Consider the following 23,482-nt stretch of genomic DNA (forward strand, 5'->3'; position numbering starts at 1 on the left):
ATAGAAACTTGGTATAATAGAAAAAGATTACACTCAGCTTTAGGATTAAAATCTATTGATGAGTTTGAAACAGATATGTACAATCAAAAATTAGCAGCATAATCTCTTTTCTCTTTGTCTAGTTTTTTGTTGCAAGTCCAAATGAATTTCAGCTGCCTTGGGAGTTACAATTTCAAGTGGTAGGGCTTTATTATTCACCAAAAAATATACCGCAAGGAAAGGAGCTTTCTCGTTCTTCGGTAGATATTGGAGTGAAGAAAGTCGTATGGAATAAAAAAGGAGAGGTTGCTTTTTCAATGAGTGATATTTTTAATACTTATGGCATTCGACAAGAAATAAACGAAAGCGATTTTACTGCCTTATATCAGAATTATTATGAGACACAGATTGCGAGAATATCTTTTAAATATAAGTTCTAACCACTTAAGCATTCCTTTAGAATTAGTTCCTAATTTTAATATTATTAACTAAAAATAAAACTTATAATGAAAGTATTAAAGTTATTATTTATGGTGGTCTCAGTAACAGGGTTAAGTGCCTTTGCCATTAAAAAAGAGGTGCCAGAAAAAGTAGAAGAAGCATTTAATAAAAAATTCCCTGAAGCTAAGGCCGTACATTGGGATCAGGAATCTGATCATGAATGGGAAGCAGCATTTAAATATGGTGGACATCGGTATTCAGCCAATTTCATGGATGATGGTACGTGGAAAGAAACAGAACATGAAATTAAGTTGAAGCAATTACCAGACAGGGTTCGAATTTCCTTATTTCAAAAGTTCCAAAATTATAAAATTAAAGCGCAAGAAATTTCGGAAACAACTAATGGTATTCTATACGAATGTGAAATTAAAAAAGGAAAATCCAAATTGGAAGTAGCTTTTGATGAAAAAGGAGAATTAAAGAAAAAAGAAGTGTTAACAGGAGAAGATGAAGATTAGGTTTTGATTGTTTCCTATTGATGGGATTTGAATTTATTTTCAAATCCCATTTTTTGCAATAATCGGAATGAAATGCAAACTTTAATTTTCCTTTAGATTCTGGTACTAATTTTACCGCTTAAATTTAGATGCAGTAATTTTATGTGGTATTGTCCCCCTAAACGTTTTGAATTATTGAAGGTTTTTGTTCTTTTTTTTATAAGCCTTTCATTTGTTGTAAGATCAATTTTTTTATTGTGGAATTTAGGTGAGGTGGATGTACATTTTATTGATATAATACGAATTTTTATAACAGGTTTGTTTTATGACTTGGGAACAATTTCGTTTTTTACCCTTCCGTATTTGCTGTATTTAATGATTATTCCTAATAAATGGATTGGGAGTTTATTTGATCGAATAGCTACCTATACAGGTTTTACCATAGGAATATTGATGCTCTATTTTTCATTTTTTGCAGAAATTACATTCTGGGATGAATTCCATAGAAGATTTAATTTTATAGCAGTAGATTATCTAATCTATACCTATGAGGTAGTTCAAAATATAAATGAGTCCTATCCCTTACCGATTTTAATTTCTAGCATCTTGTTATTGGCTATTGGTACCTTATATTTAATATATAAATGCAAGGTTTTTAAACATATATTTCTGACGCAAATAACATTTAAAAAGAAAGTATTATTTTCTTTACCTTGGATTGTAATAGCCATTTGTTTTAGCATGTTTGTTTCCAATGAAGGTGCTGATTGGTCTAGAAACCGGTACAATAATGAACTTTCTAAGGCGGGGATTTATTCCTTTTTTGCCGCCTTTAGAAATAATGCACTTTCTTACACGGAATTTTACAAAACCCTTACAGAAAAAGAATCTCATGCTTTGGTTAGCAAACAATACGAAGCTTCTGGAAAATTGATTAATCCGAAAAAAAATCCAATATATAGAAATATTTCACGGCATGATTCACTTCAAAGTGAAATAACCCCCAATGTTATATTTATTTGTGTGGAGAGTTTAAGTGCAAAATTCTTAGGAGTATTTGGCAATGAAAAGGGGCTTACTCCGAACTTGGATAAGCTTTCTAAGGATGGGGTTTTGTTTTCAAATCTATATGCTACAGGAACCAGGACGGTTCGTGGAATGGAAGCCATAACCTTATCGATTCCACCAACACCTGGACGAAGTATTGTGAAAAGAGAACGGAATACGGGAATGTTTACTATTGGTGAAGTGTTTAAAAATAAAGGGTATACCCGTAACTTCTATTATGGGGGAGATGGCTATTTCGATAATATGAATACGTATTTTAGTGGTAATGGTTTTAATATTATAGATAGAGGAAGAAATTTTTTGATTGGAGATGAGATAGAAACCATTAGGACGAATATTAATGATGAAGAAGTAAGTTTTGAAAATGCTTGGGGTGTATGCGATGAGGATCTTTTTAGTAAAGTCTTACAACAAGCAGATTTGCAGACTGTTAATGGAACACCTTTTTTTGACTTTATCATGACTACTTCTAATCATAAACCTTATACCTATCCTAATGGAAAAATAGACATCCCGTCGGGGAGTGGTCGCGATGGAGCCGTTAAATATACAGATTATGCGATTGGAAAGTTTATTGAAAAAGCTAAAACAAAGCCGTGGTTTAAAAATACTGTATTTGTGATTATGAGTGATCATTGTGCCAGTAGTGCTGGAAGGTGGGAATTAGATGTTAAGAATTATCATATTCCTGCTATTATCTACAACCTGCCTAATAAACACTCAGAAAAGGTTGAGAAACTCTGTTCTCAAATCGATCTTTTCCCAACACTATTCGGTTATTTTAATTGGGAGTATAGTTCAAACTTCTTTGGGCAGGATATCACAAATAAAGCTTCAGATAGGGAAAGGGCTTTTATTGGAAATTATAGAAAACTTGGACTTTTAAAAGGAAATGATGTAATGATCCTTGGAGACCAAAAAACTGCTAATTTTTATACATGGGATGATAAAACCAATGAACTGACGAAACAAACATTATCCAATGACTATTTAAATCAGACCATATCTTTTTATCAAACTGCCGATGATTTATATACCAGCGGTAAGCTCACTTTAAAAAGTTTAAACAAATGAAAAAAATTCATTTCATTGTAAATCCAATTGCAGGAAAAGGGAATAAACATATTGATGAAACGCTTTTGAGCAGCTATTTTTCAAAAGACCATTATGAGGTGAGAGTTAAGAGTACAAAGTATAAAGGTGAGGCTGTAGTGCTGACCCAAGAATCTGTTAGCCAAGGTGCCACTATTATTGTAGCATGTGGTGGTGATGGAACCGTTAATGAGGTAGCTTCTGTCTTAGTGAATTCTCAATGCATCTTAGGGATTGTACCCATTGGTTCTGGAAATGGATTGGCTTCTCATTTGAAAATACCTAAAGATATTGAAAAGGCACTTTTACTGATTCAGCATGAGATAACAACCAGAATTGATGTAGGAAGCTGCAATGGCACTTATTTTTTTAGTAATACAGGCTTTGGATTTGATGCAAAAGTAATACGAAGGTATGAAGGTTTTACTGGGCGTACCCTTAATAGTTATTTAAAAGCTTGTGTTGTTACTTTTTTTAATAATAAGAATGAAGATTCTCTTGTAGTAACCATTAACGGAACAAAAAAGTATAAAGACCCATTTTTAATTTTTGCATCAAACTCCAATGAATTGGGCTATAATTTTAGTCTTACGCCAAAAGCATCACTACAAGATGGTCTTTTGGATGTTCTTATAATCCCAAAGATGCAGAAGCTACAGTTAGTATGGTTTGGGGTAATGTTAATTTTTAAAAGACATCTAGGTTTAAATGGAGTGGTTAGTTATCAAACAAATAAGCTAGATATAATAAGAAATGAAGGAAGGTATTTTGAATCTCAAATGGATGGTGAATATAAAACTTTAGAAGAAATAGAGGTATCTATTGAATTATTGAAAGACTCAATTATAGTAATCAATTAATATTCACTTAAACTTTAGAATGTCTTTAGAATCAAGATTTACTTTTAGTAGCTTAATCCTAAGAAATACTCATGCCTATACTATTAAAACTACATAACTGATAGCGTAAATTTATGTGTTCTCTTTTTAATTCCCCTACCAAAACCTTCCATTTTAAAATTCAGAGGTGCTTTATATTTTTTGTTTGTCTTATTTGCTTTTGGAATTTGAGATTGTATTCACAAGAAAAAGCGATTGAAATCTCAGGAGATATTCTTTTGTATGCTATGCCTACTATTTCATTAGGATCTACCCTTGTCATTGGTGATAAACAAGGAACTTGGCAGTTTCTAAAAGGTTTTGCCGTAAACGAAGCCATGACTTTTGGGTTAAAACTAGCCATTAGTAAGCCACGACCCAATGAAGCTAATAATAATTCTTTTCCATCAGGGCATACCTCCACGACATTTCAGAGTGCGGCTTTTATTCAAAAACGATATGGCTGGAAATATGGAATACCTGCTTATGCATTAGCTGGGTTCACTGGATTTAGTAGGATTTACGCCGATCAGCATGATATACTGGATGTTTTAGCGGGAGTGCGAACAAAGGTTGTAAAACAGCCATTATTGAACCACATAGCATAAAACCAATACCTATTTGGTTACTGTTAAATCCTAATTCATCTTTCCCATATATTGAAAAGACAGTTTCAAACAGCGTTACTACAAATTGGATGACAAACGACAGACCCAGTAATACGACAAAATATTTGGTAAATGTGAATCGCAAGCTCGCTTTTTGTGTTGTGAACGTATGTACGCGAGTGGTGTTTTTTAACCATTTTGCTACTACAAATAAGACTATAAGTCCTAGAAGAGCGGCAAACAAAAAGGGTACTGAAAATCGGTCTAAATGCAGCAGACCTATCGTATATTTTAAATGAAGGTCAGTTTGAGACAGAAAGCCACCAATGACAGGACCAAAAATAACACCAGAGCTAATGGCAACACCCGACCAACCCATTATTTTTGTTCTTCGTTTTTCAGAAGTAATGTCGCTCAAATATGCGTTGCTAACTGGAATAACTGATGACGTGAAAATACCACCAAAGATGCGAGCAACATATAGCATCGTCAATGATGTAGCAAGACCGGTAAGTAATTGCATAATTACAAAGCCGATTAGCCCAACAATGATAATGGGTTTACGGCCGTATTTATCGGATAGCCTGCCCCAGAGTACAACGAAAAGAAGCTGGAAGAGCGGATAAATACTGGTCAAAAAACCAATATGAAAGTTAATCGAATCAGTATCTAGGTTATCTCCTAAAGCTAATCTTTCGGTATAGTAGGGAAGGGTTGGCAATAAAATACCATAGCCCAACATCACTACAAATAAACTCAACAGGATTAAAAATATCCTGTTGAGTTTTTCTTTTTTGTCCATTTATTTTTTACCGATTTTTCGCTTTAATAATTGCGCATTGATAGCCACTATAATCGTACTTAAACTCATAAATACAGCTCCAACGGCTGGGCCCAAAACAAAACCGGTAGAATAAAGCACTCCAGCAGCTAACGGAATGGCTATAACGTTGTATCCCGTTGCCCAAACAAGGTTCTGGATCATTTTATTGTATGTAGCCTTACCGAACAAAATCAAGTTAGCAATATCTTGTGGGTTGCTGTTTACCAAAATAATATCCGCGGTTTCAGCGGCTACGTCTGTGCCAGAACCTACTGCAATACCTACATTGGCTTGAGCCAGAGCCGGTGCATCGTTCACTCCGTCTCCTGTCATTGCCACAAACTCTCCCTTACTTTCCAATTCTTTTACTATTTCCACTTTTTGATGTGGCAAAACTTCGGCGTAGTATCCATCCAAGCCGAGTTTATCGCTAACAGCTTTGGCAGTTCTTTCATTATCACCGGTAGCCATTAAAACTTTTATATTATTCTTTTTGAAAATTTTGATGGCATCGGCAGATTCCGGTCTAATTTCGTCCGCCAATGCTATGTATCCTGCCAGTTTTCCATCAATCAAGACAAAAACAACAGTTTCTGCGGCATCGCTATAGGCATCCTCTGGAATAGTTATTTTTTCATCCCTTAAATATCCGGGACTTACAACTTTTATTTCTTTCCCTTCTACGTTCGCCTCGACTCCTTTACCGGTAATTGCGTTAAAGTTTTCAGGGTTCGGAATAATAACTTCATCTTCTTTTACTTTTTTAATTATTCCAACCGCAATAGGGTGTTCAGAACTCTGTTCCAATGCACTTGAAAGCCTCAAAATTTCTTTAGGTGGATATTTCTGATTGACCGACTCAACCCTTGTTACACCAAAATCACCTTTGGTCAATGTTCCAGTCTTGTCGAATAATAATGCCGTTATTTTTCGGGATTCTTCAAAAGCTGTTCTATTTCTAATCAATAATCCATTCTGTGCAGAAACCGCAGTAGAAATAGCGACCACTAATGGAATGGCAAGACCTAAAGCGTGCGGACACGCAATAATCATTACCGTTACCATACGCTCCAAAGCATACACAAAAGGGAAGCCTAAAATTAGCCAAACCGCCAATGTGCCAAATCCAATACCTAATGCGATATAGGTAAGCCATTTTGCAGCTCTATCCGAGAGGTTTTGCATTTTTGATTTGGACTTTTGTGCTTCTTCAACCATTGTGATCACCTTGTTGAGATAACTGTCCTTTCCTGTATGCTCAACCTTTACCTTTATGCTGCCATTACCGTTTACCGAACCTCCAATAACCTTATCATCTATTTCTTTCTTAACTGGTTTGGACTCCCCAGTAAGCATAGATTCATTCAGGTAGCTGGTGCCTTCTGTTATAATACCATCAGCAGGCACCTTTTCACCTGGTTTTACTAATATGACATCATCTTTTAACAAATCTTCCAACGGAATATCTTCTATGGTATCACCCTTTACCCTATGGGCTTCTGCGGGCATCATACTTACCAAAAGCTGTAAGGCCTTTGATGCTCCCAAGACGCTTTTCATCTCTATCCAATGTCCTACCAACATAATAGCGATAAGGGTAGCCAGTTCCCAGAAAAAATCAACTCCTTCTAAGCCGAACACGGTTGCCGAACTATAAACGTAAGCCACGGTAATGGCCATAGAAATAAGGGTCATCATCCCTGGTGCACCTTTTTTAACTTCGGACCAAAATCCGGTAATAAATGGCCAGCCGCCATAGAAATACACTACAGAAGAAAGGCCAAATAATATATATTGGTTTCCGGGAAGCAGGAACTCATACCCAATAAACCCTTGGATCATCGGGGAGATGATGAGGATGGGAATGGTCAAGATTAAGGTTACCCAAAACCGTTTCCTGAAATCGGCAATCATCATTTTATGATGGTCGTGGCCCATTTGACCGTGACCCGGATTGTGACCCGAATGGTCCCCACCTTTGTGGTTCATTTTAGAATGGTCTTCTTTTTTGTGTTTCATCTTCGAATGGTCCATTTTAGAATGGTCCATTTCATCGTGATTGTGGTGTTCGTGATTTTCCATTATTGTCTTGTTTAAGTGTTATCGTAATTTTTTTCTCATAGCTTCCGAAATGTTTTCGGCATAGACGCCATAGGCATCTACCAAAAGTCCTTTAATCCCATTTTTTGATGAAATAGCATAAAGCACACTATTATCGTCGGTACTGCTCATACCCTCAAAACGATGCATCTCGTCAACATTAAAATCTTCTGGGTGTATTTCAATTTTTAGTGAGGCACACTCCAAACATTCTGGTTTTAGGTTAAAATCATATGTATAGCCATTTCCCTGTAAATCGTTTATGGCTTCAGAAAGTGTATCGTAATTTTTCATCTGTCTTTATTTATAGTTTATTGTAAAATAGCTGTTATCTGCTTCTGAAAATTTCTGAAAAGTCAATAATCCTTTTTCATTTAATTTTTCAATAACAGTATAATTGAATTGCTTGATGCGAATACCCCAGGCATAGGCCTTAATATTTATTTTTGATTTAATAGTGTTTTTGCCAGCTTCTAATTTTCGATCGTAAATTTTTATGATGCTTTTTGAACCGAAAAAATTCAACAAGCCCGAGTCAAAACTCATTTCCAATTCAATATTTTTCAGATTATCCAAATTGTATAGTTCTTTAAATTTCTTTGAAGTGGTGTTGATTTCTGTTTTCTTTGATTTTGGATTGGAAAACGGGAAAGCCATTACCACTACACTTGCTTCATCAGGCTTGCAACGATAGGTTGTGGTGTATTTATCGGTCAATTTTTTGTCTTTATCAAACAATTCCGTAACTACCTCAATTTCATAGTATCCATTTTTCTTTATTGTTTCACTGGCTTTGAAAGTTTGTTTATTTAAAAAAGAACCATTTTCATCAAAGTTTTCCCGAATAACAACTCTGCCTGAAATCTGCCCAATGAGCATTTCAGTTTGTCCAGTCATTGTGATGCTGAATAAAGTGATTAGTACTATAAAGCCTTGTTTTCTCATATATGGTGCATTAATTTTTTTACCTCTTTTGCCATAATATCACTTAAATCTATTCCATTTGAAGAGTGTGGGATGGTATTACAAGTCACTATTTTTTCTACTCCGGAATCCAATAAATCTTGATAGGCGTTTCCTGAAAAAACGGCGTGAATGCCTACACAAATAGGTGGTTTCATTCCTGCTTTTTTAAGATGTTGTACGGTTTCAATCATTGTTCGGGCTGTGGAAATAATATCATCTACCAAAATGGGTGTAGCATCTTTATATATATCCACATCGGGAACAGAGACTTCTACATCACGGTCACCGTGACGCACCTTTTGTAATACCGTAAATGGTGCTCCTGCATTTTTGGCGACTTCTGATACCCATTGTTCACTTTCAGAATCAGGTCCGATAAGTACCGGGTTTTCGATATTTTCTTTAATCCATTCTGAAATTGCGTCGGCAGCGTGAATCACTTTATTTGGAATTTGATACACTTCTCCCAACGAACTAATTCTGTGCAAGTGAGGGTCAACTGTGGTAATGCTATCGGCGAAACCAGAAATCAATTTTCCGAAGAAACCGGAAGTCACTCCTTCTCCTTCATTAAATACTTTGTCCTGCCGCATATACGCCAAATAGGGTGCTACCAAACAGGTACACATAGCTCCTAATGATTTGGCTGTGTGGCTTAAAAAATATAGTGACAACAGTTTTTCGTCCGGTTCGTGCAAGGTGCATACCAGTACCACACATTTATCTTTAACATCAGACAATATGCGCGTGTATGATTCCCCGTCAGGGAATTTCCTTAATGTGGCTTGACCCACTTCAGCATCCATTTTTGTAGCCATTAGTTCTGTGAGTTCTTCATTTCCGGGAAGACTGAATAATATTGTTTTCATAGTATGTTCTTTAATTTATAGTTATGATGTCGTTATGGTTGTTTTCATATTCCAAGGCATAATTAAGTTCACCTTTGGATTCAGCATATATGGTATAAAGCAGTTGGTTCTCTTCGATTTGTTCTCCCAAATGCACATTTAGAAGAATCCCTGCCGATTTAGATTGTGGTGCTCCAGAAAGCTTGGCCAGTTTTGCAATTTTACGGTTATCAATTCGTTGCAAAACGCCTGACTTTTCAGCTTTAATTTCAATTTTATAAGGTGCTAAAACTGGTTTTGAAAATTGACCTTGCGCCTTACAAATGGCTACGAATTTTTCATATGCTTTTCCAGATTTGAGAATTTTATGTGCGGTTTCCTGTCCCTTTCCTTTTTCTACTTTTCCAGAAAGTTCTAATAGTTCAGTAGCTAAAAGCAATGCTCTTTCTGTTAAGTCTTTAGGTGCATCTTCCTCATTTTTCAAAACTTTTAATATATCTATGGCTTCTAAAGTTGGACCGATACCCCTTCCAACAGGCTGCGTGCCATCCGTAACTACAACTTTTACATTCAACCCAACAGCAGTTCCAACGGTTTCCATATGATTTTTTAGTTTTTCTGCCATTTCGGTACTGCGAACCTTGGCGGTTTCTCCCACGGGAATATCAATGACCACGTGAGTAGAACCAGCTGCTGCCTTTTTAGAGAGTACTGAAGCGATGAGCTGACCTTCGCTATCAATATCCAAGGCTTTTTCAATTTTAATGAGCACATCATCGGCAGGACTTAACTGCGCTGTACCGCCCCAAACAAAACATCCGCCTTCTTTTTCTACTACGGTCTTTATTTCCTCGGAAGAGAGCGTAACATTGGTCAGTACTTCCATTGTATCTGCTGTGCCTGCTGGCGAAGTGATTGCCCGTGAGGATGTTTTTGGCATAGTAAGCCCATACGCGGCAACAATGGCAACTACCAATGGTGTTGTCCTATTGCCAGGCAATCCGCCAATACAATGTTTGTCGACCACGATATCCTTGTTCCAGTTCAGTTGCTTTCCGGAAGCAATCATTGCTTTCGTTAGGTCGGATATTTCATCAATATCCATTCGGTCGCCAGCACAGGCAGTAATAAATGCCGAAAGGTGGATGTTGGAATAATCGCCTTCCACGATATCGGTTATGATGTTGTTATAGGCCTTATAATCCAGTTTTTTGTTATAGATTTTTGCCCTGACGTGGCTTAAGGATTCAATAGGCTCTAAATGGGAAACATATAATGTATCGTTTGGGGAAACATTGAGTTTTTTCGCAGCAGCATCTGATAGTCCGATTTCATTAGGCAACAGAATATCAGAATTCAGGACATTAAGACTTGCTACGATTGATGTATTTGCATTGGATATTCTTATTCGGGTAAGTGCCTCAAACCCTTCTGAAATACAGACGTGGCAATCTTCGCGCATATACACTACATTTTCGTTTTGGGTATAGATTCCGAGATGTTTATATTTTAATATGTTTGAGTGTGTGTCCATATTTTATTGGTTGTTGTGATTTTTCGATTTATTCTATTTCTTCGATGGTGTATAATTGCGGAATTTCTGCATCCCACCCATAGGTTTCCTTGATGCCTTTTTGCAATGCTTCTGCACTCTCTTTTTCACCGTGTACAATGAAAATACGTTCGGGTTTGTTTTTTATCTTATCCATCCAGTCCATAAGTTCTGCGTGGTCTGCGTGTGCCGAAAGCCCTTCAATTTCTACTACTTGCATTTTAAACGGCACCCATTTTCCATATACTTTTAGTTCTTTTTCACCTTCCAATAATTTTCTGCCACGAGTGCCTTCAGCTTGATAGCCTACAAAAAGTAAGGTGTTATTTGGATTTTGTGCCTGTGTTTCAAGATAGTTTAGCATTCTTCCCCCTGTGAGCATTCCGCTTCCTGCAATCACGATTTTTGGTTTGTAATCTGTTCTTAATTCCATTGTTTCACGATAACTGCTAACAACTGTAAAGTGTGAGCACATTTCGTCACATTCGTTGTCTTCCAATCTGTGCCAATCCCGAGTTCTATGAAACAGTTCCAATACGTTGGCACCCATTGGACTATCCATAATCATTTGTACTTTGGGGATTTTGTTCTCCTTGAGTAACCTCCAAAAAATAAGCATCATCAATTGGGCGCGTTCTACCGAAAAACTTGGGACAAATAAGCTGCCACCTCTATTAATGGTTTCATTGACCAATTTTTCAATTTGTGGAAGTGCTTCTACTTCATCACGATGAAATCTTCCTCCGTAGGTGGATTCAATAAATAATACATCTGCCTTTTTTGGCTTTAATGGCGGAAACAGTAATAAATCGTTTGTTCTGCCTATATCGCCAGAAAACACGAAACGTTTTCCGCGTAAATCTAACTCAATGTATGTGGCACCAAGGATGTGTCCGTTGTATTGAAACCTCGCTTTCACATCTTTGAGAATGGGTAACCATTGCGAGGGTGGTACTCCTTTGAAGTAAGGGATTGTTTTTTCTACATCATTTAAATCGTAAAGTGGTTCCGCGGGACTGTGTTTGGAATAGCCCTCTTTATTGGCACGTTCGGCTTCCTGTTCTTGTATTTTGGCACTATCATTCAATATGATTTTTGCGATGTCCAAGGTGGGATTGGTGCCGTAAATGGGCCCTTTGAAACCTTGCTTTACCAATCTCGGCAAATATCCTGTATGGTCCATATGGCCGTGGGTAAGCAAAACAGCGTCAATATCAGCAACATTAACGGGTGGATACTCCCAGTTTTTAAGGCGTAATTCTTTTAACCCTTGAAAAAGTCCGCAGTCTATGAGTATCTTTTTATCTCCTGTGTCCACTAAATATTTTGAGCCGGTTACCGTACCTGCTGCACCTAAAAAGTGAATATTTATTTTATTGTTATCCATCTTTATAGTATTTATTTAGAGTCCACCACAGCAAGAAGGTGTATTTCCTTTATCTTGTTTTGATTTGCTCAATTCCACTATTTCTTTATATAGATTACGAGAATCCTCTTTAATAAAAAGAGCCAATTTCTTTACTGATTTAGGTTCAAAGTGAACCATTTCCAATAATATCTCAAGGGCTTCTTCAAGTAGTTTAGAGTCATCTTCCAATGCTTGGTAAAATGGCTCTAAATCTATACTGTCCTTTTCTTTCAGTTCATCTGTTTTCATTTGTTCTATTTTTAAATTAAAAATGTATGTAGTGTTTTATTGAATTCTACATAGTTCTCTTGAATCTTCGAGAATCTTTTTGTGCCTTGACTTTGGCACTCCTACTTGTTCTAAAACTTTTGGGTTTTCGTGAAGCTCTTTGCAGAGCACAAGACCTTTATCCAATAATTTCGTTTTTTCGGCCTTAGTAAGCGTTGTTATTGCTGTTAATGGATGTAGCCCCGACTTATCTATTCTGTCTTTTAACCCGTTATCCATTGGGTAATCCCAACTTGTCAATAATAGCCCAACGCATTTACCATATTGTACCGCATCACTTGTAAATCGTGTATTTGTATAGACGCCTCCTTTGTGAAGTTTAGTATCGTGACCTTTTTGGCGTTCCCAATTTTTTTCTACATCTAAAAATCTTGAATTGATGTATAATGGAATCTTCACGTTGCAAACTCGGCCTTGATCGCTATGGTATTTGCATTCAATCATATAATGATTATTGTCTTTTTGCGCTATCACATCTATTTCGTGTTGAACACAATTACCTTGGACAATAACATCAACTTCTGTATCAAAACCTTCGTGTGCCAATAGTTTGCCTACTAATTTTTCAAATGGAAAACCGGTTGGACCTAGTTCCATTAAAGCTTTTTTGAGCTTGTACTTTGAGGCACTTACCCTAGATTTTCGTTTTAGCATCTTGAAAGCCAACTGATAGATTTTTTTGGTTGTCATTCCTTCTTCAATCTGCTCTTGTACTTTCCGGGCTATATCTTGAATAATATCCTCATCTGCCCGTGAACGCCGCAGGGAGTTGATGAGTTTGTTTACATCAAAGGCTTCGTACTCACCAGAGTATTTTTTTATTAAGACTGATTTATTCATTGTTACATTTTAATAGTCATTACTGGTAATTCGGAGTGATTGGTTACACCCTCTGCGATGCTTTTAGAGAATAAGCTTAAAAAGCCTGTACGTCCGTGAGTACACATTGCGATTAAATCGGCATTTTTATATCGTAAATAATTGTTTATCCCTGTTTCTACGTCTGGTTCGTTATATACATTCATTGAGAAGTTATCCAAATCGGGGAATTTTTTCAGGAACTCCTTGATGGGATCCAACCCTTGTTCTATACTGTTAAAATCGGTCTGAGTATTGACCCTCAATAAATGGATATGTGCGCCGCATTTTTCAGCAATCGAAATAACTTGCTTAAATACATCGCTTACATCTTGAAGAAAATCTGAAACAAAAACGATATCCTTAAAAGGAAAGGATACTTCTTCATCCTTGACTACAACAACTGGTACATCAGCTTTCCTAACAATTTTTTCTACGTTGCTTCCCATTAACTCACGTATACCGCCTCGGGTGCCACTACTTCCCGTAACTATAAAATCGTGATGAAAATGACCCGAATGTTTAAGGATATTTGCCTGACCACCATCAAATTTAAGAAAAGTCCTGCATTCAAGGCCTTGTCGTTCTGCTTTTTTCTCCAGTTCTCTCAGGTAGGCTTTTGCGATGCCTATTTGCTTTACTGTTTCTGGGTGCTGTTTTTCTTTTTGTTTATCCAACTTTACCCATTCTACCGGGGTTTTCATCAAATGGAAAAAATGGATTTCGGAATTGTAAAGCTTTGCCATTTCAATTCCGAGTTCTTCTGCTTTATTGCAATTTTTTGAAAAGTCTGTTGGTACGAGTATGTTTTTCATAATATTTGTTTTTAACTATTAATTAATGCTAATTTCATTTCCAGAAGGTTTTTGTTTTTCAAAACAATCCAGATTATATATGGTTGTTTCTGCAATATTGGTCAATGCGGTTTTGGTTAAAAAAGCTTGATGGCTTGTAATTAGTACATTGTTGAAAGTCATTAAGCGTGCAATCACATCGTCTTGCAAAATGTCATCGGAATGGTCTTCAAAGAACAATCCTTCTTCTTCCTCATAAACATCCAGTCCTAAATACCCTATTTTTTTAGTTTTCAATCCTTCGATAACTGCCTTGGTGTCCACCAACCCACCACGACTTGTATTGATGAGCATTACTCCAGATTTCATTAGTGCTATATGCTCTTTATTTATTAAATGTTTTGTTGAAGCTTTTAATGGCACGTGCAGGCTTATTATATCTGCGTGCTTACAGAGCGTCGCACAATCTGAATAGATTACGCCATATTTATCAATTAGGTCTTTGCTTTCTTCTATATCCTGGGCAAGAATATTGCAGCCGAATCCGTGAAGTATTTTTACGAGTACAGACCCTATTTTTCCTGTTCCAATCACGCCAACGGTTTTCCCATTTAGGTCAAAACCAGTGAGACCGTTTAATGAAAAGTTTTGTTCGCGCACTCTATTGTGGGCTTTAATCAGTCTTCGGTTTAATGCAAGTATCAAAGCCATTGTATGTTCTGCAATGGCATAAGGTGAATAGGCTGGGACACGGGCCACTTTTATATTCAATTCAGCTGCTTTTTCTAAATCGACGTGATTGAAACCTGCCGAACGTAATGCGATAAATTTTATGCCTAGTTTGTGTAAAATATCCAAAACTTCCGAAGAGGCATCGTCACTTGAGAAAAGTGCTATGGCCTTTGAACCTTCTGCCAATAAGGCGGTTTCCTTTGTTAGCCTAAATTCCAGAAAATTCAATTGATGTTTTCCTTTATTAGCGTTTTCAATGGAAGGCTTATCGAATTTATGTGTGCTGTATATTGTTGTTTTCATAATTTATGTTCCAAATAGTTCTAAAAGTTCGTGCAATTCTTTATTGACCTGATGTTGCTTGACCACCTCATTAAAAGGGGTTAAGTGCAATTGATTGTTTAAAATCCCGATCATTACATTCTTTTTACTTTGTAAAAGCGATTTTACGGCTTCCACCCCAAGCCTTATGCCCAACATTCTATCCAAAGCAGAAGGATTTCCACCTCGCTGTATGTGGCCAAGCTTTGTTATGCGTAAATCGACATTGGGATTGACTTCCTTTATTTTTGAAGAAACAAGTTCGGCACCAATTTCGTCACCTTCAGAAACTACGATTAGAAAAGCATCCTCGCTATCGTAATTTTTCACCTTACCCAAAAGGTTAATAAAGTCCGTACCGCTCTCCGGAATTAATATGGCGTCCGCACCAACCATCAATCCAGAATGAATACCGATGTAACCCGAATCCCTTCCCATTACTTCAACAATGAACACACGGTTATGGGATTCGGCAGTATCCCTTATTTTATCAATATTTTCAATGGCTGTGTTAACTGCGGAATCAAAACCAAGGGTGTAATCCGTACCCGAAATATCGTTATCAATAGTTCCGGGAATCCCTATGAATGGGATATCGCATATCTCTGAAAAAGCAAGTAATCCTTTAAATGTACCATCACCACCAATGGCAATTAAAGCGTCTATTTTGTTTACATTTAGAGTTTGCAAGGCTTTTTTTCGACCTTCCAGTTCGAGAAAACGTTTGCTTCGGGCTGTCTTAAGGATAGTGCCACCCTTTTGGGTCAGTTTTTGTAATTCGTGTGATTTTAATTGAACCAAGTCACCGTCTATCAATCCTTCATATCCTTTTCTAAAACCACTAACTTTTATACCAGTTGCTTCAGCCGTTTTTGCAATGGCGTACAAGGCTGAATTCATCCCTGGACTATCACCTCCAGAGGTAAATACACCTATATGTTTTATAGTACTATCCATAGTTATAAAGCTTCTTTTTTAAGAATTTCAATGTTTTTTATACCATACAACCTATTAAAAACCATACAAGCTGTAAGGTCACCCGTTACGTTTACAGCAGTCCTGAACATTCCCAACAATCTTTCTACACCAATAATAATGATGATGCCTTCGGCTGGGATACCAACACTTCCCAAAACAGAAGCGAGTATCACCACACCACCTCCGGGAATGGCAGGTGTGCCGATTGAAGCAGCAACGATAGTTACAATGACCACAATAATATTGAGTAAACTCATTTCCAGTCCATAGGCTTGGGCTATAAAAAGGGTTGTTATCGTTTGATAAAGTGCAGTACCATCCATATTGACGGTTGCGCCAATGGGAATGATAAAATTGCTAATGGTCTTGTCCACCTTTAATTTTTCTTCGGCTGTTTGAAGGGAAAGTGGCATCACGGCCGCAGAGCTTGTGGTTGAAAAGGCCAATAATTGAACGTCCCTTATTTTTTTTAAGAAATGCATAGGGTTTGCTTTTCCAAGAAGCACAATTAGCCCTAAATAGAAAATTACTAAGAATAACAGACCGAGCAAGACGACACCCACATAGTAGGTGAGGCCAGATAGAGAACTCAAACCAACACTAGAGGTAAGCTGTGCCATAAGTCCGAAAACAGCAATAGGGACTAATAACATAGACCATTTTACCACCGTCATACAGACTTCCTGAATGGCACTTAGAAGCAGCTTTACTGGGCGCAGTAAATCATTTTCAAGAGATAGCACAGCTACACCAATAATGATTGTGAAAATCACAATACTTAACATTTCACCACTTACCATAGATGCCAATGGATTTTCAGGAAGCAGGTTTGAGATGGCATCAGGAATCGTTTCAACTCCGAAGGAAAGCTCGGGTTCATCAGTTGAAACTGCCGTAATTTCATTATGCTCTTTTAGTGCTTGTTGATGAAGAAAACGACCCGGTCTAAAAATTTGGGATAGTATCGTACCAATGCTAACCGAAACTATTGTTGTGCCCAAAAAATATAGTAAAACACCACCACCTAATTTTTTTAAACTGTCCTTATCATTACTTGCGATTCCTGTGATGATGGAAGCCACAATCAACGGAATCATAATCATTTGAACCAGTTTCAGAAATAGTACACCGGGCAATGCCAGCCAATTCCCCGCGATATCTGCTGTTTCTTTAGAAATCCATCCATTTTGTGGACTCAATAACAGACCAAATCCAACACCTAACAACAAAGCAATGATTACTTTAAGCCATAGACGGCTTTCTACCAGTTTAAGGAGGTAGTGGTTAAGTGATTTTAATGATTTTATCTCTGTCTCTGTGTCAAACATTCTGTTGATTATGCTACACTAATTTTATCGTCCAAATAAACTTCCTGAACAGATTGTAATACTTTCACGCCTTCGCTAAAGGGCTTTTGAAATGCTTTTCTTCCCATTATCAGCCCAGAGCCACCAGCCCTTTTATTGATGACGGCAGTTGTTACAGCTTCGGACAAATCTGATTTGCCTTTGGAACCACCACCTGAATTAATCAGCCCTATTTTACCCATATAGCAATTGGCTACTTGCAACCTGCAAAGGTCAATAGGGTGGTCTGTGGTAAGGGTTTTATACATTTCATCATCATATTTTCCAAATCCTATCTCTTTGAAACCAAAATTATTGGTTGGTAATTTTTGTTTGATGATATCTGCCTGTATCGTTACTCCAATATGATTGGCTTGTCCGGTTACATCGGCCGATGCGTGATAATCTTCTTTATCGGTTTTAAAAGCTTCATTTCGTGTATAGCACCATAAAATGGTAGCCATACCAAGATTATGAGCTTCTTCAAAAGCCTCTGCTATTTCTTTGAGTTGTCTGTTACTTTCCGCTGAACCAAAATAAATCGTAGCTCCTACGGCAATTGCTCCCATATCCCAAGCGGTTTTTACCTTACCAAAGAGTGTTTGGTCATATTTGTTCGGGTAGGTAAGCAGTTCATTGTGGTTAATCTTAACGATAAAAGGGATTTTATGGGCATATTTTCGGGCATTCAAACCCAAAACCCCAAACGTGGAAGCCACCCCATTACAACCGGCCTCAAGGGCGAGTTTTATAATGTTCTCTGGGTCGAAATAATCTGGGTTTTTATAGAATGAAAAGGCCGCGCTATGCTCAATACCTTGGTCCACAGGAAGGATACTTAAATAGCCTGTACCTCCCAGATTTCCGTTGTTGTACAATTGTGAAAGACTTCGAAGCACCTGCGGATTTCTGTTGCTACTGCCAAATACTTTTTCTAAACTATTTTTGCTTGGCACTTGCAATTCATCCTTTGTTATTTTTTCACAAACGTGTTCTAAATAGAAGTCTGCTTTTTCTCCTAAAAGTTCTACTATATTCTTGTCTGTTTTCATTTTGATAGTATTTAATGGATTCCTAAACTTTCATTTGTTTTGGCTATGGATTTTGTACCATCTGTTTCAATTCCAGTTAAAGCCCTAATAGCATCAATTGTTTCCGGGATTACAATAGCTTGGTTATCGACCACGTAGGCATAAAAGAGTTCGTCTCCCTGTACCTTCAGCATATCTTCCCATAGTGCTACTTCGTACATATCGCCCCAAGGCCTTCCCATATCCAAGAACATTTCCTTAATGGTATTGTTAGAAACCAGACCTTGGTCATATTGAATCAATTTAATACGGCTGGACGTTTTGAAAGCATTTAGCACTTCTTGCTTTGTCGCCTGTTTTTTCAATTTCACATTCCAATAGTGCAGATGGCTTAAGGTTTGCGGTACTTTTACTGCTGCGGTGATGACATCCAGTTCTGGGTCAACACTTTTAGCATCCGGACCTTGATGGCTTGGGATATCTTTTTCGGGAACCATCGTATTCATAATACCACCCAAATGACTTTCCCAAGGGTCTGTAGCTCTTCTTAAAAGTGTACCTCTGGCATAATCCAATAAATCGGCTCTTTTTAAAGCGGTCAAGGTTCTTAAAATAGACGTAGTATTACAGGAAACTACTCTTGTCGCATTCAAGTTTAGAGCTGATTTGTAATTATTTTCTGCACTAAAGGAATGCCCTGTGGTTTCGTGTTTTTCGCCACCGTGTAGAATAAATTTGATGTTTTGCTCCTTGTAGATAACGACATTCTGAGCGGCAATTTTTTTGGGTGTACAGTCCACAACAAGATCTGATTTCTTTAAAAGTTCCTGCATATCGCCTTTTACCGAAATCCCTTCAGATTTCATTTTATCAGCAGCATCTTTAGTTGCTGCATAAATGTCGTATTCCTTTCTTACGGCATTTTGAATTCGCCAGTCGCTAATGATATCACATACTCCCGAAAGCTTCATATCGTTTTGTAAGTTGATGGCATCTGCCACCCTTTTTCCAATGACTCCGTATCCTATAACTGCTATATTTTTCATATAAATTGATTTTTATTAATTATGTTTTATTGTTCGTAGTTTCCATTCCCATTGGCATATTACCTTCATCGTCTGTGTGTGAAATCATAAAAAGGCGTTCTGCAACAAGTATTAGAACAATCCCAATCGCTGCTACGATAAGCACCAAAGGATCGTTCAGATATTTTATATAAAGAAAAGCTGCCAATACCGCAATGTCCAATACGATGGCTATTAATGGGATGATAGGCTGAAAAACCACTTTGTTTTTAAGGTGACGGAACAGCCCCCAATGGATAGCGATATCCATAATAAGGTAAAAAATAGCCCCAATGGATGCTATCCTTGTCAAATCGAAAAGCACGGTCAGTAAAATGGCGAGGGAAGACGTGAATATTAGTGCTGGATTTTTTAAGCTACCAAGTTTGGTTAAAGAAGGCACCTGTTTCATATTGCTGAGCATTGCCAACAAGCGTGAAGAGGAAAAGATACTGGCAATGACCCCAGAAACCGTGGCAATAATGGCAATGCCAATGGTAATCCAGGAACCCCATTCCCCAAAAACAGGTTTTGCGGCGGCTGCAAGGGCATAATCTTTAGCTTCGATTATTTCAGGAATGCTTAAACCTCCCGCAACAGCTAATGCCAAGGCTACATATATCAGTGTGCAGATAAGTATGGAAAACACGATAGACCTACCAAGATTTTTATGCGGGTTTTTAATATCGGCCCCTTGGTTCGTGATAGTGGTAAAGCCTTTATAAGCAAGGATAGATAACGCCAAAGCGGCCACAAATCCGAAGCCTTGTGGTAATGTCTCAGTATTTTTGGGAATATAGTTTCCCGTAATATCGGCAAAACCTGAAATTGCAAGGCCGGCAATAGCTAAAATTGCTATTCCCACTACCTTTATAATAGCGGTAAATGTCGCGGTGGCACCAATAACCTTATTGCCCAGGATGTTCACTATATAAGCAACAACAATTAGCCCAACACCCAGGGTAGAGGCATAACCTGCATAGGACTCGGGAAATAGTCTCAACGTATATGCTCCAAAAGTGCCCGCCACCAGACTTTCGGAAACTACCATTGATACGTACATCAGCAAAGAATAAAACCCTGTTGTTGTTCCAGGTCCATAGGATTTGTTAAGGAATTTAACCACACCTCCAGACGATGGAAAAGCATTTGAAAACTTGACATAGGAATATGAGCTAAAACCCACCACAACAGCACCTGCAATAAATGCAATGGGAAATAGATCACCCACCAACTCTGCTATTTGCCCCATAAGGACAAATATGCCAGCACCAATCATTACGCCTGTACCAAGAGATATGGAACCTAATAAGGAAAGCTTATTATTTTTATCTGTGGTGTTTTTCATTTCAAAATTATTTTTCCCTGTTTTTAATCGAAGATTTCGGTTTAAAGTTTCTAATAATCAGGCGGTTGCTCTTTTCATAAGTGAAATAACTTACCGCCCAATTAAAACCAACCATCAATCTATTTCTAAATCCACTTATGGACATCAAGTGAACAACGGACCACAGCAACCAGGCGAAATAGCCTGCAAATTTAAATTTGCCCAAATCGGCAACTGCCTTGCGTTTACCTACGGTTGCTAAGGAACCTTTATCTTTATATTTGAAAGGTTTTATGGATTTGTTATTTATGATATTTAATATCGAATCGCCCAGGTATTTACCTTGTTGAATAGCGGTCTGTGCTACTTGTGGATGTCCTTTTGGGGTTTCTTTGGAAATGAGTGCTGCGATATCACCTATGGCAAAAATATTTTCGTAGCCTTCTACTTTTAAATTGGCATTGGTTTTAATACGGTTGCCTCTGACTACGTGTTTTCCATCAATACCATTTGGGAATTGTCCTTTTACGCCAGCCGTCCAGATAAGGTTTTTAGCCAATATGGTCTTGTCACTTTTGGTAGTGACTTCCTTTCCATCATAATTGCTTACAGCTTCATTTAATAATACCTTTACATTTAAATCCTCTAAATATTTGAGGGTTTTCGAAGATGCTTTATCAGACATTGTACTTAACAACTCATCAATGGCTTCTATTAAATAAATGTTCATAATGGAAGCAGGATACTCTGGATAATCTTTGGGTAGAATGTATTTACAGAATTCAGCCAATACTCCTGCCATCTCTACACCGGCAGGACCACCACCTACAATTACAAAATTTGTCAGTGCGTCGCGTTCTTTATTATCACAAGTAATAGCTGCCTGTTCCAAATTTTGCAACATCATATGACGGATGTTGAGGGAATCGCGAATATCCTTCATCCCCAAACTATTTTCGGCTACAGAATCCATCCCAAAGAAATTGGTGGTCGTGCCAGTAGCCAACACTAAATAGTCATAAGAAACACTTCCCTTATTGGTCAATATAGTATTTGAATCAGGTTGAATTTCCACAACTTCTGCCAAACGAAAGAAAACATTTTTATAGCCATTGATTTGTTTTCTGAATGGAAATACTATGCTATCAGGTTCCAACGCACTCGTTGCCACTTGATATAATAAAGGTTGAAATTGATGGAAGTTATTTTTATCGAGTAAAACCACTTGAACTTCTTTGTGTTTCAGTTTTTCAACCAATGCCAAACCTGCAAATCCTCCACCAACGATAACCACACTAGGTAATTTGGTATCGGGAAGACAGATTTCATCTGTTATCTTACAAGTGGATTCTAATGTAATGCTATGTGTTTGCTTTTCTTTCATTTTTTATTTCTATCTCTTGCAATGAGTACTGAACATTTGGCATTTGTGGTCAAATATTGGGATACAGAGCCCAATACTAAGCGTGAAAGTGCACCGTGACCCTGAGAGCCTACTACGATTAAATCTGCACCCCAATCTTCTGCTTTTTCATAAATAGTACTTTTGGGCAGGCCACTAACAACACTTGTGGTTATGGTAAGTGCCTTGTTTTCGGCCTTGATTTTATCGAAAGCTTCTGAAACGATTTTGTTTCCCAATTTTTGAGCGTTACTTCTAATTTCTTCTATGTAATTTCCTATCCTGCCGCCCATAGTATGCAATCCCAGGCCGGTTGTTTTCGGAACTTCATAAACATTTATAATATGAATTTCACTATTTGAGGATAGGGTCATTTTTATAAGTTCGTGAATGGCTACTTTACTGAAATCTGAACCATCTATGGCCAATAGTATTTTCATAGTTTGAATGTATTAGTTGGTTGACATTTGTTTCGATTTTATAAGTTTTCTCCAATACAAGTGTTCATATAATCCAGACCAATACATGCCAAAGGTGAAAGCGAACAGTAACTCTTCAATTGGGATTCTCAAAACAAGAATATGGGTCAGGTTGTCCAGATTCCAGTACAACTCCACATATTGGGGATAGAACGGAAGGATGCTTCCGAAATAAATGAAGTACAGTATGGTAAACAAGATTCCTCCAACCCATATCTTTCCTTTTAAATCTGGGCGACAGTACAATGTTGCCAAACCACCAAAAAACATTGCAATGATGCCACAATAGATGTGGTTAAGCGTGGTGAAAAGACTAAATATGACAAATACAATGGCTGGAACAAAAAGTAAATAAATATGTAGCTTATGTCTTTGGTGGCTCCGTTCGGTATGAGGCATATCTATATAGCCTTTTTTGAATATCAGATTATACAATACCGTCCCTATTCCGCCAATAGCAAAAGAGAAGATAAGGCTCTCAATATCAAAACCTGTTCTTTCCGCTAAATGGAATAGGGAAGGTGGAAACCAATATTCTGGAACAAACAAGGGTTCTGTTAGGCCAAAGGGCATAGTGATAAGGCTCATTTTGAGCATTTCTT

23 protein-coding genes and 1 pseudogene are annotated in these 23,482 nt (G+C 37.5%); 5 read left to right on the forward strand and 19 right to left on the reverse strand.

Annotated elements, in window-relative coordinates; all coding sequences use genetic code 11:
* Positions 1-149: 149 nt before the first annotated feature.
* The 5 genes and pseudogenes from AC13CQ_RS01340 to AC13CQ_RS01360 all read left to right on the forward strand — a co-directional run.
* Positions 150-419, forward strand: a pseudogene (locus AC13CQ_RS01340) (outer membrane beta-barrel protein); the annotation flags it as partial.
* Between the two features lie 66 nt (positions 420-485).
* Positions 486-938, forward strand: a complete 453-nt coding sequence (locus AC13CQ_RS01345; protein WP_008616360.1) for a PepSY-like domain-containing protein — start codon at positions 486-488, stop codon at positions 936-938.
* Between the two features lie 234 nt (positions 939-1,172).
* Positions 1,173-3,059: an LTA synthase family protein gene (locus AC13CQ_RS01350; RefSeq protein WP_317133735.1), complete on the forward strand. Its 1,887-nt coding sequence runs from the start codon at positions 1,173-1,175 to the stop codon at positions 3,057-3,059.
* A complete protein-coding gene (locus AC13CQ_RS01355; protein WP_008616362.1) occupies positions 3,056-3,937 on the forward strand; it encodes a diacylglycerol/lipid kinase family protein in 882 nt (293 codons plus the stop codon). The genes AC13CQ_RS01350 and AC13CQ_RS01355 overlap by 4 nt, the downstream gene beginning before the upstream one ends.
* Before the next feature lie 356 nt (positions 3,938-4,293).
* Positions 4,294-4,563, forward strand: coding sequence for a phosphatase PAP2 family protein (locus AC13CQ_RS01360; RefSeq protein WP_482882684.1), 270 nt, complete (start codon positions 4,294-4,296; stop codon positions 4,561-4,563).
* On the opposite strand, the gene AC13CQ_RS01365 is transcribed toward AC13CQ_RS01360, so the two are convergent.
* From AC13CQ_RS01365 to AC13CQ_RS01455, 19 genes are read right to left on the reverse strand one after another with little or no spacing between them, the layout of a single operon-like run.
* Positions 4,466-5,365 (reverse strand): MFS transporter, encoded by a 900-nt coding sequence (locus AC13CQ_RS01365; protein WP_482882679.1) that lies wholly within the window; start codon positions 5,363-5,365, stop codon positions 4,466-4,468. The genes AC13CQ_RS01360 and AC13CQ_RS01365 overlap by 98 nt on opposite strands.
* Positions 5,366-7,468, reverse strand: coding sequence for a copper-translocating P-type ATPase (locus AC13CQ_RS01370; RefSeq protein ID WP_337899947.1), 2,103 nt, complete (start codon positions 7,466-7,468; stop codon positions 5,366-5,368).
* An 18-nt stretch (positions 7,469-7,486) separates the two neighbouring features.
* Positions 7,487-7,780 (reverse strand): hypothetical protein, encoded by a 294-nt coding sequence (locus AC13CQ_RS01375; RefSeq protein ID WP_008616393.1) that lies wholly within the window; start codon positions 7,778-7,780, stop codon positions 7,487-7,489.
* A gap of 6 nt (positions 7,781-7,786) precedes the next feature.
* Positions 7,787-8,431 carry a hypothetical protein gene (locus AC13CQ_RS01380; RefSeq protein ID WP_008616394.1) on the reverse strand — a complete coding sequence of 215 codons (645 nt, stop codon included), beginning with the start codon at positions 8,429-8,431 and terminating at the stop codon, positions 7,787-7,789.
* Positions 8,428-9,321, reverse strand: coding sequence for a ribose-phosphate pyrophosphokinase (locus AC13CQ_RS01385; protein WP_008616396.1), 894 nt, complete (start codon positions 9,319-9,321; stop codon positions 8,428-8,430). The genes AC13CQ_RS01380 and AC13CQ_RS01385 overlap by 4 nt, the downstream gene beginning before the upstream one ends.
* Before the next feature lie 10 nt (positions 9,322-9,331).
* Complete coding sequence (locus tag AC13CQ_RS01390; RefSeq protein ID WP_008616398.1) at positions 9,332-10,834, reverse strand: thymidine phosphorylase family protein; 1,503 nt, start codon at positions 10,832-10,834, stop codon at positions 9,332-9,334.
* A 28-nt stretch (positions 10,835-10,862) separates the two neighbouring features.
* A complete protein-coding gene (locus AC13CQ_RS01395; RefSeq protein ID WP_008616400.1) occupies positions 10,863-12,239 on the reverse strand; it encodes an MBL fold metallo-hydrolase RNA specificity domain-containing protein in 1,377 nt (458 codons plus the stop codon).
* Between the two features lie 15 nt (positions 12,240-12,254).
* Positions 12,255-12,509: a hypothetical protein gene (locus tag AC13CQ_RS01400; protein WP_008616402.1), complete on the reverse strand. Its 255-nt coding sequence runs from the start codon at positions 12,507-12,509 to the stop codon at positions 12,255-12,257.
* Between the two features lie 36 nt (positions 12,510-12,545).
* On the reverse strand, positions 12,546-13,388 hold the full coding sequence (locus AC13CQ_RS01405; RefSeq protein ID WP_008616403.1) for a restriction endonuclease: 843 nt from the start codon (positions 13,386-13,388) through the stop codon (positions 12,546-12,548).
* A 2-nt stretch (positions 13,389-13,390) separates the two neighbouring features.
* Entirely contained in the window at positions 13,391-14,221 is an 831-nt protein-coding gene (locus AC13CQ_RS01410; protein WP_008616404.1) for a universal stress protein, read from the reverse strand.
* Between the two features lie 18 nt (positions 14,222-14,239).
* A complete protein-coding gene (locus tag AC13CQ_RS01415; RefSeq protein WP_008616405.1) occupies positions 14,240-15,235 on the reverse strand; it encodes a 2-hydroxyacid dehydrogenase in 996 nt (331 codons plus the stop codon).
* A gap of 3 nt (positions 15,236-15,238) precedes the next feature.
* Positions 15,239-16,210 carry an ATP-dependent 6-phosphofructokinase gene (locus tag AC13CQ_RS01420; protein ID WP_008616408.1) on the reverse strand — a complete coding sequence of 324 codons (972 nt, stop codon included), beginning with the start codon at positions 16,208-16,210 and terminating at the stop codon, positions 15,239-15,241.
* 2 nt (positions 16,211-16,212) lie between these two features.
* The gene (locus AC13CQ_RS01425) at positions 16,213-17,559 is read right to left on the reverse strand and encodes a dicarboxylate/amino acid:cation symporter (protein ID WP_008616410.1); all 1,347 of its coding nucleotides are present in this window, start codon (positions 17,557-17,559) and stop codon (positions 16,213-16,215) included.
* Positions 17,560-17,567: 8 nt separating this feature from the next.
* Positions 17,568-18,629, reverse strand: coding sequence for a class I fructose-bisphosphate aldolase (locus AC13CQ_RS01430; RefSeq protein ID WP_008616411.1), 1,062 nt, complete (start codon positions 18,627-18,629; stop codon positions 17,568-17,570).
* A gap of 11 nt (positions 18,630-18,640) precedes the next feature.
* On the reverse strand, positions 18,641-19,654 hold the full coding sequence (locus tag AC13CQ_RS01435; RefSeq protein ID WP_008616413.1) for a type II glyceraldehyde-3-phosphate dehydrogenase: 1,014 nt from the start codon (positions 19,652-19,654) through the stop codon (positions 18,641-18,643).
* A 19-nt stretch (positions 19,655-19,673) separates the two neighbouring features.
* Positions 19,674-21,020 (reverse strand): APC family permease, encoded by a 1,347-nt coding sequence (locus AC13CQ_RS01440; RefSeq protein ID WP_008616415.1) that lies wholly within the window; start codon positions 21,018-21,020, stop codon positions 19,674-19,676.
* Between the two features lie 7 nt (positions 21,021-21,027).
* Complete coding sequence (locus tag AC13CQ_RS01445; RefSeq protein ID WP_482882680.1) at positions 21,028-22,383, reverse strand: NAD(P)/FAD-dependent oxidoreductase; 1,356 nt, start codon at positions 22,381-22,383, stop codon at positions 21,028-21,030.
* Complete coding sequence (locus tag AC13CQ_RS01450; protein ID WP_008616424.1) at positions 22,380-22,841, reverse strand: universal stress protein; 462 nt, start codon at positions 22,839-22,841, stop codon at positions 22,380-22,382. The genes AC13CQ_RS01445 and AC13CQ_RS01450 overlap by 4 nt, the downstream gene beginning before the upstream one ends.
* A gap of 12 nt (positions 22,842-22,853) precedes the next feature.
* The gene (locus AC13CQ_RS01455; RefSeq protein WP_245547725.1) at positions 22,854-23,468 is read right to left on the reverse strand and encodes a lycopene cyclase domain-containing protein; all 615 of its coding nucleotides are present in this window, start codon (positions 23,466-23,468) and stop codon (positions 22,854-22,856) included.
* Positions 23,469-23,482: the final 14 nt, after the last annotated feature.

The organism is Galbibacter sp. L-19 (genome assembly GCF_056857615.1).

Coding starts and splice junctions, on each gene's coding strand:
- AC13CQ_RS01345 (WP_008616360.1), top strand. CDS start 486: ATGAAAGTATTAAAGTTATTATTTATGGTGGTCTCAGTAACAGGGTTA.
- AC13CQ_RS01355 (WP_008616362.1), top strand. CDS start 3,056: ATGAAAAAAATTCATTTCATTGTAAATCCAATTGCAGGAAAAGGGAAT.
- AC13CQ_RS01360 (WP_482882684.1), top strand. CDS start 4,294: ATGACTTTTGGGTTAAAACTAGCCATTAGTAAGCCACGACCCAATGAA.
- AC13CQ_RS01365 (WP_482882679.1), bottom strand. CDS start 5,365: ATGGACAAAAAAGAAAAACTCAACAGGATATTTTTAATCCTGTTGAGT.
- AC13CQ_RS01370 (WP_337899947.1), bottom strand. CDS start 7,468: ATGGAAAATCACGAACACCACAATCACGATGAAATGGACCATTCTAAA.
- AC13CQ_RS01375 (WP_008616393.1), bottom strand. CDS start 7,780: ATGAAAAATTACGATACACTTTCTGAAGCCATAAACGATTTACAGGGA.
- AC13CQ_RS01380 (WP_008616394.1), bottom strand. CDS start 8,431: ATGAGAAAACAAGGCTTTATAGTACTAATCACTTTATTCAGCATCACA.
- AC13CQ_RS01385 (WP_008616396.1), bottom strand. CDS start 9,321: ATGAAAACAATATTATTCAGTCTTCCCGGAAATGAAGAACTCACAGAA.
- AC13CQ_RS01390 (WP_008616398.1), bottom strand. CDS start 10,834: ATGGACACACACTCAAACATATTAAAATATAAACATCTCGGAATCTAT.
- AC13CQ_RS01395 (WP_008616400.1), bottom strand. CDS start 12,239: ATGGATAACAATAAAATAAATATTCACTTTTTAGGTGCAGCAGGTACG.
- AC13CQ_RS01400 (WP_008616402.1), bottom strand. CDS start 12,509: ATGAAAACAGATGAACTGAAAGAAAAGGACAGTATAGATTTAGAGCCA.
- AC13CQ_RS01405 (WP_008616403.1), bottom strand. CDS start 13,388: ATGAATAAATCAGTCTTAATAAAAAAATACTCTGGTGAGTACGAAGCC.
- AC13CQ_RS01410 (WP_008616404.1), bottom strand. CDS start 14,221: ATGAAAAACATACTCGTACCAACAGACTTTTCAAAAAATTGCAATAAA.
- AC13CQ_RS01415 (WP_008616405.1), bottom strand. CDS start 15,235: ATGAAAACAACAATATACAGCACACATAAATTCGATAAGCCTTCCATT.
- AC13CQ_RS01420 (WP_008616408.1), bottom strand. CDS start 16,210: ATGGATAGTACTATAAAACATATAGGTGTATTTACCTCTGGAGGTGAT.
- AC13CQ_RS01425 (WP_008616410.1), bottom strand. CDS start 17,559: ATGTTTGACACAGAGACAGAGATAAAATCATTAAAATCACTTAACCAC.
- AC13CQ_RS01430 (WP_008616411.1), bottom strand. CDS start 18,629: ATGAAAACAGACAAGAATATAGTAGAACTTTTAGGAGAAAAAGCAGAC.
- AC13CQ_RS01435 (WP_008616413.1), bottom strand. CDS start 19,654: ATGAAAAATATAGCAGTTATAGGATACGGAGTCATTGGAAAAAGGGTG.
- AC13CQ_RS01440 (WP_008616415.1), bottom strand. CDS start 21,020: ATGAAAAACACCACAGATAAAAATAATAAGCTTTCCTTATTAGGTTCC.
- AC13CQ_RS01445 (WP_482882680.1), bottom strand. CDS start 22,383: ATGAAAGAAAAGCAAACACATAGCATTACATTAGAATCCACTTGTAAG.
- AC13CQ_RS01450 (WP_008616424.1), bottom strand. CDS start 22,841: ATGAAAATACTATTGGCCATAGATGGTTCAGATTTCAGTAAAGTAGCC.
- AC13CQ_RS01455 (WP_245547725.1), bottom strand. CDS start 23,468: ATGAGCCTTATCACTATGCCCTTTGGCCTAACAGAACCCTTGTTTGTT.